13 protein-coding genes are annotated in these 12585 nt (G+C 73.3%); 7 read left to right on the top strand and 6 right to left on the bottom strand.

The genetic code is table 11. The features are described 5' to 3' along the window. Positions 1-49 precede the first annotated feature (49 nt). Together TNCT1_RS08765 and TNCT1_RS08760 are read left to right on the top strand one after the other, a co-directional pair. Complete coding sequence (locus TNCT1_RS08765) at positions 50-862, top strand: hypothetical protein (protein WP_143630150.1); 813 nt, start codon at positions 50-52, stop codon at positions 860-862. 30 nt (positions 863-892) lie between these two features. After that, positions 893-1240, top strand: a complete 348-nt coding sequence (locus TNCT1_RS08760) for a rhodanese-like domain-containing protein (protein WP_143630142.1) — start codon at positions 893-895, stop codon at positions 1238-1240. Between the two features lie 154 nt (positions 1241-1394). Here TNCT1_RS08760 and TNCT1_RS08755 read toward each other — a convergent pair whose 3' ends face one another. The 5 genes from TNCT1_RS08755 to paaA are packed head-to-tail and all read right to left on the bottom strand — an operon-like array spanning position 1395 to position 5005. Further along, positions 1395-2459, bottom strand: coding sequence for a 2Fe-2S iron-sulfur cluster-binding protein (locus TNCT1_RS08755; protein WP_143630140.1), 1065 nt, complete (start codon positions 2457-2459; stop codon positions 1395-1397). Further along, positions 2459-2983 (bottom strand): 1,2-phenylacetyl-CoA epoxidase subunit PaaD, encoded by a 525-nt coding sequence (gene paaD, locus TNCT1_RS08750; protein ID WP_143630139.1) that lies wholly within the window; start codon positions 2981-2983, stop codon positions 2459-2461. The genes TNCT1_RS08755 and paaD overlap by 1 nt, the downstream gene beginning before the upstream one ends. After that, on the bottom strand, positions 2977-3696 hold the full coding sequence (paaC, locus tag TNCT1_RS08745; RefSeq protein ID WP_143630137.1) for a 1,2-phenylacetyl-CoA epoxidase subunit PaaC: 720 nt from the start codon (positions 3694-3696) through the stop codon (positions 2977-2979). Before paaC ends, paaD begins: the two co-directional genes overlap by 7 nt. Next, positions 3693-3980 carry a 1,2-phenylacetyl-CoA epoxidase subunit PaaB gene (gene paaB, locus TNCT1_RS08740; protein ID WP_143630135.1) on the bottom strand — a complete coding sequence of 96 codons (288 nt, stop codon included), beginning with the start codon at positions 3978-3980 and terminating at the stop codon, positions 3693-3695. Before paaB ends, paaC begins: the two co-directional genes overlap by 4 nt. After that, a complete protein-coding gene (paaA, locus tag TNCT1_RS08735) occupies positions 3977-5005 on the bottom strand; it encodes a 1,2-phenylacetyl-CoA epoxidase subunit PaaA (RefSeq protein WP_143630133.1) in 1029 nt (342 codons plus the stop codon). Before paaA ends, paaB begins: the two co-directional genes overlap by 4 nt. Before the next feature lie 899 nt (positions 5006-5904). Here paaA and TNCT1_RS08730 point away from each other — a divergent pair. From TNCT1_RS08730 to TNCT1_RS08720, 3 genes are read left to right on the top strand one after another with little or no spacing between them, the layout of a single operon-like run. Next, positions 5905-6579 carry a DUF5819 family protein gene (locus tag TNCT1_RS08730; protein WP_373920465.1) on the top strand — a complete coding sequence of 225 codons (675 nt, stop codon included), beginning with the start codon at positions 5905-5907 and terminating at the stop codon, positions 6577-6579. Next, positions 6576-7847, top strand: a complete 1272-nt coding sequence (locus tag TNCT1_RS08725; RefSeq protein ID WP_235902430.1) for an HTTM domain-containing protein — start codon at positions 6576-6578, stop codon at positions 7845-7847. Before TNCT1_RS08730 ends, TNCT1_RS08725 begins: the two co-directional genes overlap by 4 nt. Then, a complete protein-coding gene (locus TNCT1_RS08720) occupies positions 7844-8617 on the top strand; it encodes an RNA methyltransferase (protein WP_143630129.1) in 774 nt (257 codons plus the stop codon). Before TNCT1_RS08725 ends, TNCT1_RS08720 begins: the two co-directional genes overlap by 4 nt. Here TNCT1_RS08720 and paaN read toward each other — a convergent pair. Then, the gene (paaN, locus tag TNCT1_RS08715; protein ID WP_143630127.1) at positions 8614-10320 is read right to left on the bottom strand and encodes a phenylacetic acid degradation protein PaaN; all 1707 of its coding nucleotides are present in this window, start codon (positions 10318-10320) and stop codon (positions 8614-8616) included. The two genes, TNCT1_RS08720 and paaN, sit on opposite strands and share 4 nt — an antisense overlap. Before the next feature lie 160 nt (positions 10321-10480). Here paaN and TNCT1_RS08710 point away from each other — a divergent pair, with 160 nt between their 5' ends. Both TNCT1_RS08710 and TNCT1_RS08705 read left to right on the top strand, forming a co-directional pair. Continuing rightward, a complete protein-coding gene (locus TNCT1_RS08710) occupies positions 10481-11995 on the top strand; it encodes a 3-hydroxyacyl-CoA dehydrogenase (protein ID WP_143630124.1) in 1515 nt (504 codons plus the stop codon). After that, entirely contained in the window at positions 11992-12579 is a 588-nt protein-coding gene (locus tag TNCT1_RS08705; protein ID WP_143630121.1) for a TetR/AcrR family transcriptional regulator, read from the top strand. Before TNCT1_RS08710 ends, TNCT1_RS08705 begins: the two co-directional genes overlap by 4 nt. Positions 12580-12585 lie beyond the last annotated feature (6 nt).

The following is a 12585-nucleotide window of genomic DNA, read 5'->3' as shown; positions in this document are numbered from 1 at the left end:
ACCGGGCCGTCCGGGGCGGCGGATTCCGGCCGTGGCCTACGCTGGGCGGGTGACGACCCCGGAAGCTGAGCAGTCCCAGGCACCGCGGCCCGAGGAACGGCTGGAACAGGCCGTACGGGCAGCCGAGCAGGCGTTGATCGAGTACGAGATCGCCGTGGAGACCTTCCGCGTCGAGGTCGAGAACTTCTCCCGGCTGCACGATCAGAAGCTCGGCCCGCTCTATCTGCGCATCGAGCACCTGGACGCGGAGATCGCCGAGGCGAGAGCGGCCCGCACCGGGGACCCGGAGGACATCCGCCGGGCCGAGGAGGCCCGGGCGCACGTGCTGCCGATCCCCGGGGTCGAGGAGCTGCTGCACGGCTGGATGGACGGCCACGGCCTGTTCCCGGAGGCCGCCGCCATGCTCACCGAACAGGCGGTGCGTCCTCCCGAGCGGGTGCGGCCCAGCGAGGAGGCCCGCAAGCTCTACCGCGAGCTGGCCCGCAAGGCCCATCCCGACCTCGCCCAGGAGGAAGAGGAGCAGCAGCGGCGCGAGGAGTTCATCAGCCGCGTCAACGCCGCCTACGCCCGGGGCGACGAGGCGCTGCTCAGGGAGCTGGCCGAGGAGTGGGCGGCGGGCCCGGTGCCGCCCGAGCGCCGGCCGAGCCCCGCCGACGAGCTGTACGCCCGGCTGGAGTGGCTCTCCCAGCGCAAGGAACTGCTCACGCTGGTCGCCCGCGAACTCGAGGACGGCGCCATCGCCGGCATGCTGCGGCTGGCCCCGGACGACCCCGACGGCCTGCTCGACGAGATCGCCGGCCGGCTGCGCGCCGACATCGAGCAGCGGGAGACGGAGCTGGCCGCCCTGCTGGCCCAGGGCTGATCCGGCCGTCCTTCCGGTAGCGTCGGAGGCATGAGTTTTGGAGCTGGGGTGCCCACCGTCGGGGTCACCGACCTCAAGGACGACGACTTCCTGCTGGACGTCCGTGAGGACGAGGAGTGGCAGGCCGGTCACGCCGAAGGCGCGTTGCACATCCCCATGAGTGAGTTCGTGGCCCGCTACGGCGAGCTGACCGAGGCCGCCCCGCAGGACGGCCGGGTGCATGTGATCTGCCGGTCCGGGGGGCGTTCGGCACAGGTCACCATGTACCTGATCCAGCAGGGCGTCGACGCGGTGAACGTCGACGGCGGCATGCAGGTGTGGCAGGCCGCGGGCCGTCCCGTGGTCACCGACGCCGGGGCGCCGGGCGCCGTCGTCTGAGCCAAGGCGGCCCGACCCCGGCCGGTCGGCCGGATCCCCGCTGTCCGGCCCGGCCGGCCCGAGCGGGTCGGCCGGACCGGGCCGAGCGGGTCGGCCGGGCCGGTGGGGCTTCGGGTCTGTCTTCCTGGGCTTCCCGCCGTGCCGGTCGGGAGGCTCAGCGGTCGAAGTCCAGCTCCACCTTCTCCGTCAGCGGGTGCGACTGGCAGGCCAGCACATAACCGGCTTCGGTCTCCTCCGTCTCCAGGGCGAAGTTGCGGTCCATGCGGACCTCGCCCGTGACGAGGAAGGCCCGGCAGGTTCCACACACCCCGCCCTTGCAGGCGTACGGGGCGTCGGGGCGGTTGCGCAGCACGGTGTCCAGCAGGGACTCGCCGTCCTGCACCGGCCAGGTGCCGCCGCGCCCGTCGAGCCGGGCGGTGACGGTGCTGTGCGCGGGCGCCGACGCGGCGGCAGACGGGGCCGGTCCCCCGTCCACGTGGAAGATCTCCTGGTGGATCAGGGAGCGGTCCACGCCCAGCTCGCGCAGCGCGCGCTCCGCGCCGTCGACCAGCCCGTAGGGCCCGCACAGGAACCAGCCCGCCACGCGCTGGACGGGCAGCAGCGCGGGCAGCAGTCCCGTCAGCCGCTCCCGGTCGAGCCGGCCGGACGGCAAGCCCGCCTGCTGCTCCTCCCGGGAGAGCGCGGTGACCAGTTGCAGCCGCTGCGGATAGCGGTCCTTCAGGTCGGCGACCTCATCGAGGAACATCGTCGAGGCGGCCGTGCGGTCCCCGCGTATCAGGCAGAACCGGGCCTCCGGCTCACGCGCCAGCAGCGTGGCGACGATCGACAGCACGGGGGTGATGCCGCTGCCGCCGACGACCGCGGCGTACAGGCCCGGCGCCGGTTCCAGGGAAAAGCGCCCGGCGGGGGTCATCACCTCCAGCTCGTCCCCTACACCGATCTCCTTCAGCGCGTACGTGGAGAAGGCGCCGCCCTCGACAAGGCGCACCCCCACCCGCAGTGTGCTCGGGCCCTCTCCGGCCGGATCGGGGGCCGGGGAGCAGATCGAGTACGTCCGCCGGATCTCGGTGCCGTCCGCGCGCCGCCGCAGGGCGAGGTGCTGGCCGGGCGCGTGCCGGTACTCCTCGCGCAACTCCGGCGGGACGGTGAGGGTGAGTGCGACGGAGTCGTCGGTGAGCCGGTCGACCGCGGCCACCTGGAGCGGGTGGAAGCGCGCCATCACAACTCCTTGAAGTGGTCGAACGGTTCGCGGCAGGACAGGCAGCGGCGCAGCGCCTTGCACGCGGTGGAGGAGAACCGGCTCAGCAGCTCGGTGTCGGCGGACCCGCAGTGCGGGCAGCTGACGGGGTCGCCGTCCTCCGCGGTCCTCGTCGGGCCGAGGGCCAGCGCCACCGGGCCGCGTTCACGGGTCGCGCGCGGGGGAGCGATGCCGAACTCCCGGAGTTTGCGGCGGCCTTCGGCGGTGATGTCGTCGGTCGTCCAGGCGGGGCTGAGCACGGTGCGGACGGTGACGTCGCGTATGCCGTGGGCGCGCAGTACCCGCTCGATGTCCAGGCTCATCGCCTCGATGGCGGGGCAGCCGGTGTAGGTCGGGGTGAGGTCGACCTCGGCCGTGTCGGCGCCGCGCAGGTGCACCGCGCGTACGACGCCCAGGTCCTGGAGCGTGAGCACGGGCAGTTCGGGGTCGGGCACCGATCCGGCCAGCTCCAGCAGTTCCGCCTCCAGCGCGGTGGCCGTCACCACGACGCCCCCGGGTGGCTGCGGTGCAGGTGCTGCATCTCGGCCAGCATCCGCCCGAACGGCTCGGTGTGCAGGCCCTGCCGGCCGGCGCCCGCCGACCAGGCGCCGGTGCGCGGTCCCTCCGGCACGGCCAGGGTGGCCCGCTCCAGTACGTCCGTCACGGAGCGCAGCCAGACCTGCTCCAGGGCCGCCCGGTCGGCGTCCAGCCCCTCGACCGGCTGGAACATCTCGCCGGTGAACCGCCACAGCGCGTCGCAGGCCCGCCGCATCCGCTCGTGGCTGTCTTCGGTGCCGTCGCCGAGCCGCAGGGTCCACTGCTCGGCGTGGTCGCGGTGGTAGGCGACCTCCTTGACGGCTTTCGCCGCCAGCGGCGCGAACGGTCCGTCGGAGGCGGCCAGTTCGCCGTAGAGCAGGTGCTGGTAGGTGGAGAAGTAGAGCTGGCGGGCGATGGTGTGGGCGAAGTCGCCGTTCGGCTGCTCGACGAGCTGGAGGTTGCGGAAGGCCCGCTCCTCGCGCAGGTAGGCGAGTTCGTCCTCGTCGCCGGCCATCGACAGCAGCACGCGGGCCTGGCCGAGCAGGTCGAGCGCGATGTTGGCGAGGGCGACCTCCTCCTCCAGGACGGGGGCGTGCCCGGCCCACTCCCCCAGGCGGTGGGAGAGCACCAGCGCGTCGTCGCCGAGGGCGAGCGCGGCGGTCACGGGGACGGTGGCGGTCACAGGTGCTTCACCCCTTCCGGGATCTCGTAGAAGGTCGGGTGCCGGTAGGGCTTGTCGGCGGCCGGCTCGAAGAACGGGTCCTTCTCGTCGGGGGAGGACGCGGTGACCGCGGCGGCCGGCACGACCCAGATCGAGACGCCCTCGCCGCGCCGGGTGTACAGGTCGCGCGCGTTGCGCAGGGCCAGTTCGGCGTCGGGCGCGTGCAGGCTGCCGGCGTGGGTGTGGGAGAGGCCGCGGCGGGAGCGCACGAAGACCTCCCACAGGGGCCAGTCGGTGTCGGTCATCCTCGTGTCTCTCCCGTCCCGCCGGTGCTGCCGGTGCTGCCGGTGTGCTTGGCCGCGTACGCCGCGGCCGCCTCGCGCACCCATGCGCCCTCGTCGTGGGCGCGCCTGCGCTGGGTGATGCGCTGTTCGTTGCAGGGTCCGTCGCCCTTGAGGACCGCCCAGAACTCCGTCCAGTCGATGGCGCCGAAGTCGTGCTGTCCCCGCTCCTCGTTCCAGCGCAGGTCCGGGTCCGGGAGGGTGAGGCCGAGGGATTCGGCCTGGGGCACGCAGATGTCGACGAAGCGCTGGCGCAGTTCGTCGTTGGAGTGGCGCTTGATCTTCCACTCCATGGACTGGGCCGAGTGCTGGGACGCGTCGTCGGGCGGGCCGAACATCATCAGCGAGGGCCACCACCAGCGGTCCACCGCGTCCTGCGCCATGGCGTGCTGTTCGGGGGTGCCGTTGCTGAGGGCCATCAGCAGTTCGTAGCCCTGCCGCTGGTGGAAGGACTCCTCCTTGCAGATGCGCACCATCGCGCGGGCGTAGGGCCCGTAGGAGCAGCGGCACAGCGGGACCTGGTTCGTGATGGCGGCGCCGTCCACCAGCCACCCGATGGCGCCGACGTCGGCCCAGGTCAGGGTGGGGTAGTTGAAGATCGAGGAGTACTTCTGGCGGCCGCTGTGCAGCTTGTCGAGAAGTTCGTCGCGGCTGGTGCCGAGGGTCTCGGCCGCGCTGTAGAGGTACAGCCCGTGCCCGGCCTCGTCCTGGACCTTGGCCATCAGGATCGCCTTGCGGCGCAGCGAGGGCGCCCGGGTGATCCAGTTGGCCTCCGGCTGCATGCCGATGATCTCGGAGTGCGCGTGCTGGGCGATCTGCCGGACGAGCGTCGCGCGGTACGCGTCGGGCATCCAGTCGCGGGGCTCGATGCGTTCGTCGGCGGCCACGGCCGCGTCGAAGGCGTGCTGGTACGCCGCCGGGTCTCCGGCGGTTTCCGGTGTGCCGTCGGCGTTCGTGCGTGCCGTGCGCTGCGCGGCTGCTGTGGCCATGCGGTCCCCCTGACCTCGGGCTCTGCTGCGGACACTGTCCCGACCGATCGTTCGGTCCGTGCGAGTCAATGGTGTGCCGGGCCGCTGCCGCTGTCAACCGCTGTGGAAAACCCCGCGAGCGGCTCGCCGGCCACCTGTCGGTCGGTGACGGCCGGACCCTCCGGGCGAGGTCCGTCCGGCCGGGCAGGGCCCACCCGCGACGGTCCGTGCGGTGGCGGACGGCCGGTCGCACCGCACGGGCGGAGGGCGGACGGACGCCCGTCCGGGAGACGAGGTGGCACCGGCCGGGGCGCCGGTGGCTTCCCCGGGGCTGCGCCCGGTGGGCGCGGCTGAGTACCGTTCCGTGCGGGCGCCGAGCAGTGGCGCCCGTGAACCACGCGGCGCCTGTGGCGGGCGGCCGTACGACGTCGGCGGAAATCGGGGATCGGGGCGGAATGGACGCGTACGACGAGGACTCGCACAACCGGCGGGGGCCGGACGGGTCGAGGGGGGCGCGTCTCCCGGAGAGCGGCACGGACGGGCAGGGGCCTCCTGAAACCGGCGCGGCGGGGAGCGGCGGGCCGTCGGCGGCCGGCGGGGCGGACGGCCAGGAACCGCCGGCCGGCGGATCGGAGGGGACCGAATCCTCGGCCGTGGTCGCGAAGGGGAGCGAATCCTCGGCCGTGGTCCCGGACGGGGAGGGTTCTCCGGCCGCAGGCGGGGACGCGGGTGAGCGGCGGGCCGCGGGCGCGAATGCGAATGAGTCGTCGGCTGCGGGAGCGGCTGCCGAGGAGTCGTCGGCCGTGGGGACGGACGCTGGTGAGTCAGCGGCTGAGGGCACAGACGCGGGCGAGTCGGCGAACGTCCGTGCTGACGTGGCCGGCGCCTCGGGCGCGGACCGTGCGGCCGGTGGTGCCGGGGTGGCGGTGGGCCCGCCCGCCCCGCCCCGTACCGGTGTCGCCGCCCTCTCCCCCCGCTACCAGGTCGGAGCGGCGGTGGCGCTGGCGGCCGTCGCCGTCGCCGCCTGTGTGCATCTGGGCATGGTGTTCCTGAGCCTCGCGCCCGCGAACACGGTGACCAAGCAGCACGGCAAGGCGATCGAGGACTGGGTCTACCCGGAGTTCGAACAGAACTGGAAGCTCTTCGCCCCCAATCCGCTGCAGCAGAACATAGCCGTGCAGGTCCGCGCCGAGGTGCGGACGAAGGACGGTGATCTGCGCACCACCGGCTGGCGGGACCTCTCGGCGCGCGACGGCGCAGCGATCGACGGGAACCTGCTGCCGAGCCACACCCAGCAGAACGAGCTGCGCCGCGCCTGGGACTTCCTCGCCGCCACGCACGGCACCGACAACCGGCCGGTGGGCCTGCGCGGCGCACTGTCCGAGACCTACATGCGCCGGATCGTGGTGATGCGCCTGCACCGGGAGGACGGGATCGGCCGGGAGGGCGTCGTCCAGCGTGTGCAGGTCCGCTCCCGGACCACCGGTGTGCAGCCGCCCGTGTGGAGCCGTGAACAGTTCTCCGACAAGCCCGCCTACCGTGTGCTGCCCTGGTGGACGGTGACCGCCGACGAGGCCTCCGGAGGTGTGGCGTGAACGCCCCGTCCCTGACACTGTCGCGGGGCATCGCCCGCGTCACCGAGTCGGCGCTCGGCCCGTACCAAAGCGCCGTGATCCGCATCGGCTTCTCCGGCACCTGGCTGCTGTTCCTGCTGCGCGAGTTCCCGCACCGCCGGGAGATGTACGGCCCCGACGGCCCCTGGAGCTGGGACCTCGGCCGGCAGCTCACCGACGAGAACCACGCCTTCACGGCCCTGAGGTGGTCCGGCGCGGGAGCCTGGTTCGAGATCTTCTACCTGCTGGCGATCCTCGCCAGCGTGGCGCTGCTGCTCGGCTGGCGCACCCGGACCGCCTCCGTGCTCTTCATGGTGGGAGTGCTCTCGCTGCAGAACCGCAGCGTCTTCATGGGCGACGGCGGCGACAACGTCCTGCACCTGATGTCCTTCTACCTGGTGTTCACCCGCTGCGGGCAGGTGTGGTCGCTGGACGCGCGGCGGGCGGCCCGCGAGGCGGCCGCACGCGCGCGCGGGGAGCGGGCGCGTCCCGACCGGCTGGGTCCCGTGCTGTGGGCGGTGCTGGGCCTGATGCTCGCCGGGGTGACGCTGGCGGGCCGGCTGTACGACAACGGGTGGCTGGTGCCCTCGCTGCTGTGGACGGTGTGGGCCGCGCTCGGCCTGTGGGCGCTCGTGCGGCGCGGCGCCCGGTCCGAGGAGCCCCGCATCCTGCTGGACGTGATCGCCAACGTCCTGCACAACGGCGCCCTGTTCGTAATCATGGCGGAGGCCTGCCTGATCTACGCGACGGCCGGCTGGTACAAGATCCAGGGCTCGCGCTGGCAGGACGGCACCGCCGTCTACTACCCGCTCCACCTGGACTACTTCTCGCCCTGGCCGGCCCTGGCCGACCTGATGTCCTCCAGCGGCACGATCATGATGGCCGTCACCTACGGCACGGTCATCGTGCAGGTCGCCTTCCCGTTCACGCTGTTCAACCGGCGGGTGAAGAACGTCCTGCTGGTCCTGATGATGCTCGAGCACGCGGTGATCGCGGTCGTCCTGGGGCTGCCGTTCTTCTCGCTGGCGATGATCACGGCGGACGCCGTCTTCCTGCCCACGTCCGTCCTGCTGCTGCTCGGCGGCTGGGCGGCACGCGCGCGTGGGCGGCTGGTGCGGCGCGGCCGGGACGCGAACCCCGTGCTGCCGGCGCCGCGCGCCTCCGCGGAGGGCGAACCGGGCCCGTCCGGGCAGAGCGCGCCGGGCTCGTCCGGGGAGCGTGCGCCGGGACGCGTAGGGTTCGGCGCATGACCGATCCCCTGGCCCGCTGGCGTGCGAGCGCCGGCACCGCCGTGCTGCTGGACGGCTTCCACGCCCTCAAGCACGCGCTGCGCTTCGGCGCTCCGGTCCCGGTGGCGGTCACCACCGACCGCGGGGCGGCGCTCGCGCTCGCCGAGGAGCTGGCCGGGGACGTCAGGGACGCCCTGGACGAACTGCTGACCGAGGTGCCCGAGGCGACGTACGCCTCGCTCGTGCCACGGCCCCACCCGACCGGGGTGGCGGCGCTGGCCGTGCGGCCGTCCCGTGAGGCGAACCTGCGCGCACTCGCCCGCATGCCCCGCGAGGCGCCCGTCGTGGTCCTCGACAACCCGCGCAACCTGGGCAACGCCGGCGCCGTGATCCGGCTGGCCGCCGGTTTCGGGGCGACCGGAGTCGTCACCACGGGCACCCTCGACCCCTGGCACCCCACCGTGGTGCGCGGCGGTGCGGGGCTGCACTTCGCGACGGCCGTGGAGCGGCTCGGCGCCGGCGAACTGCCCGCGGGACCGCTGTTCGCCCTCGACCCGGAGGGCGAGGACATCCGGGGCGTCACGCTGCCCGACGACGCCGTGCTGGCCTTCGGCTCGGAGCGCAGCGGGCTGTCCGCCGAGGTGCGCGGGCGGGCCGACCACCTGCTGGCGCTGCCGATGCGCCCCCAGGTCTCCAGCTACAACCTGGCCACCAGCGTGGCCATGACGCTCTACCACTGGAGCGCCACCGGGGGCGCGGCCAAGGCGCCCCCGGCGGTCACGGACTCCTAGGCCTCGCGGCGGACCTCGACCACCCGGAAGCGGCTGGCCACGAACGCGCCGTCGGTGAGGGCCGCGTTCGCCGCCGGGTTGCCGCCCGAGCCGTGGAAGTCGGAGAAGGCGGCCGTCTGGTTCACGTACACCCCGCCGGTCAGGTTGAGCGAGAGCTGGGCGGCCTCCTCCAGGCAGACCTCCTCGATGGCCCGCTCGGCCTCCGGGTCGGTGGTGTACGCGCCGACCGTCATGGCGCCCTTCTCGCGGACCGTGCGGCGCAGCAGCTCCACCGCGTCGGCCACCGAGTCGACCGCGACGGCGAAGGAGACGGGGCCGAAGCACTCGCTCATGTAGGCGGCCTCGTCGTCCGTCCTCTCCCAGTACTTGCGGGCGCCGTCCAGCTTGACGATCACCGGCGTGCGGACCACCGCGCCCGGGAAGTCCGGGTTGGTGACCTCCCGGGAGGCGAGGGCGACCTCGCCCAGACCGGCGGCCGCCTCCAGTCGGGCCTTGACGTCGGGGTTGACGATCGCGCCCAGCAGGGCGTTCGCGCGCGCGTCGTCGCCGAGCAGGGCGTCGACGGCGCGGGCGAGGTCGGCGGTCACCTCGTCGAAGGTCCGGTGGCCCTCGTCGGTGCGGATGCCCTCGCGCGGGATCAGCAGGTTCTGCGGTGTCGTGCACATCTGGCCGCTGTACAGGGACAGCGAGAAGGCCAGGTTGGACAGCATCCCCTTGTAGTCGTCGGTGGACTCCACGACGACCGTGTTGACGCCGGCCTTCTCCGTGTAGACCTGCGCCTGGCGGGCGTTGGCCTCCAGCCAGTCGCCGAACGACGTCGACCCGGTGTAGTCGATGATGCGGATCTCTGGGCGGGTGGCGAGGGTCTTGGCGATGCCCTCGCCGGGACGCTCGGCGGCCAGTGCCACGAGGTTGGGGTCGAAGCCGGCCTGCGTGAGCACCTCCCGCGCGATGCGCACGGTCAGCGCGAGCGGCAGCACCGCGCGCGGGTGGGGCTTGACCAGGACCGCGTTGCCGGTCGCCAGCGAGGCGAACAGGCCCGGGAAGCCGTTCCAGGTCGGGAAGGTGTTGCAGCCGATGACCAGGCCGATGCCGCGCGGAACCGGCGTGAAGCGCTTGGTCAGCGCCAGCGGGTCGCGCTTGCCCTGCGGCTTGGTCCACTCGGCGGTGTCGGGCGTGCGGACCTGCTCCACGTACGCGTACGCCACGGCTTCCAGGCCGCGGTCCTGGGCGTGCGGGCCGCCGGCCTGGAACGCCATCAGGAAGGCCTGCCCGCTGGTGTGCATGACCGCGTGCGCGAACTCGTGCGTCCGGTCGCTGATCCGCTTGAGGATCTCCAGGCAGACCACCGCCCGCGTCTCCGCGCCCGCGTCCCGCCAGGCGCGCTGTCCGGCCCGCATCGCCGGCAGCAGCACGTCGAGGTCCGCGTGCGGGTAGGTTACGCCGAGCTCGATGCCGTACGGGGAGACCTCGCCGCCCACCCAGTCGTCCGTGCCGGGCTGGCCGAGGTCGAGACGGGTGCCGAGGACGGCGTCGAAGGCGGCCTTGCCGGCTGCCGCGTCCAGGCTGCCCAGTTCGCCGTACGCCTTGGGGTGCTCGGGGTGCGGGGACCAGTACGCGCGCGTGCGGATCGCTTCCAGGGCCTGGTCGAGAGTGGGCCGGTGCCTGGCGATCAGGTCGTGCGCGGTCAGTTCGGCGGCCATGCGGGACCAACTCCTCGTCTCAGGAACTCTTCGTCGAGTTCATGACCTGGGCGGAAACAGAGGCAGGAACGGGCGGACAGGGCTAGAGTAACCGAACGATCGGTCGGGACAAGGGGGCCTGCCGCATCTGTGGACAACCCCGTGCGGGAGGATCGCGCACATGACAGCACTCGACCTCAGCAGCCCCGTGGCCGTCGTCGGCACCGGCACCATGGGCCAGGGCATCGCCCAGGTCGCGCTGGTGGCCGGCCACCCCGTGCGGCTCTACGACGCCCTGCCCGGGCGGGCCCGGGAGGCGGCCGACGCGATCGGCGCCCGCCTCGACCGGCTCGTGGAGAAGGACCGGCTCAGCGCCGCCGAGCGGGACGCGGCCCGCGCCCGGCTCACCCCCGCGGCGAGCATGGCCGAACTGGCCGACTGCGCGCTGGTCGTCGAGGCCGTCCTGGAACGGCTGGAGGTCAAGCAGCAGCTCTTCGGCGAGCTGGAGGACGTCGTCTCCGAGGACTGCCTGCTCGCCACCAACACCTCCTCCCTGTCGGTGACGGCGATCGGCGGCGCCCTGCGAAACCCCGGCCGCTTCCTGGGCCTGCACTTCTTCAACCCGGCCCCGCTGCTGCCGCTGGTCGAGGTCGTCTCCGGGTTCGCCACCGACGTCACGTCCGCCACGCGCGCGTACGAGACCGCGCGTGCCTGGGGGAAGACCCCGGTGGCCTGCGCGGACACCCCCGGCTTCATCGTCAACCGCATCGCCCGGCCGTTCTACGCCGAGGCGTTCGCGGTGTACGAGGCCCAGGCCGCCGACCCCGCCACCATCGACGCGGTCCTGCGCGAGTGCGGCGGCTTCCGGATGGGCGCGTTCGAGCTGACCGACCTGATCGGGCAGGACGTCAACGAGTCCGTCACCCACTCCGTGTGGCGGTCCTTCTTCCAGGACGTCCGCTTCACACCCTCCCTCGCCCAGCGCCGCCTCGTGGAGTCCGGCCGCCTCGGCCGCAAGGCGGGGCACGGCTGGTACGACTACGCCGAGGGCGCCGAGCGCCCCGAGCCGCACACCGCCGAGAAGCGGCAGCCGCCCGCCCACGTCACCGCAGAGGGCGGACTCGGCCCCGCCGCCGAACTGCTCGCGATGATCCGCGAGGCGGGCATCCAGGTGCGCGAGGAGGACGAGGACCACGGCACCCGCCTGGTGCTGCCGAGCGGCGGCCAGCTGGTGCTCGCCGACGGCCAGACCTCCGTGGAGTTCCGCGACGTCGTCTACTTCGACCTCGCCCTCGACTACCGCCGGGCCACCCGCGTCGCCCTGTCCGCCTCGAAGGACACCTCGCCGGCCACTCTCGCCGAGGCCACCGGCCTCTTCCAGGCGCTCGGCAAGGACGTCAGCGTCATCGGCGACGTCCCCGGCATGATCGTCGCCCGCACGGTCGCCCGGATCGTGGACCTCGCCCACGACGCCGTCGCCAAGGGCGTGGCCACCGAGGAGGACATCGACACCGCGATGCGGCTGGGCGTCAACTACCCGCTCGGCCCCTTCGAGTGGAGCCGCCGGCTGGGCCACGGCTGGGCCTACGACCTCCTGGACGACCTGCACCTGCGCGACCCCTCCGGCCGGTACGCGCCGTCCCTCGCGCTCTACCGTCACGCGTACGCCACCGACAAGCGGGAGGGCACCCCATGACCACCGCCAAGCGCGACACGTACACCCCCGAGACGCTGCTCTCGGTCGCCGTGCAGGTCTTCATCGAGCGCGGTTACGACGGCACCTCCATGGAGCACCTGTCCCGCGCCGCCGGCATCTCCAAGTCCTCGATCTACCACCACGTCAGCGGCAAGGAGGAACTGCTGCGGCGGGCCGTCAGCCGGGCGCTGGACGGGCTGTTCGCGATCCTCGAGGAGGAGCCCGCGCGCGCGGGGCGGTCCGTCGACCGGCTCGAGCACGTCGTGCGGCGCATGGTCGAGGTGCTCATATCCGAGCTGCCGTACGTGACGCTGCTGCTGCGGGTGCGCGGCAACACCGAGACCGAGCGCTGGGCGCTGGAGCGGCGCCGCGACTTCGACCACCGGGTCGCCGGACTGCTGAAGGCGGCGGCCGCCGACGGGGACGTGCGCGGAGACGTGGAGGTGCGCCTGGCCACCCGGCTGGTCTTCGGGATGATCAACTCCATCGCGGAGTGGTACCGGCCGGACGGCCGGGGCGTCAGCGGCCGCGAGGTGGCCGACGCGGTGGTCCGGGTCGCCTTCTCGGGCCTGCGGCAGGTCTGAGGCCCC

The organism is Streptomyces sp. 1-11, from assembly GCF_007176755.1.
GTDB lineage: Bacteria > Actinomycetota > Actinomycetes > Streptomycetales > Streptomycetaceae > Streptomyces.
Note: the sequence above shows the minus strand (reverse complement) of the source record. Positions and strands in the feature narration are given on the sequence as shown.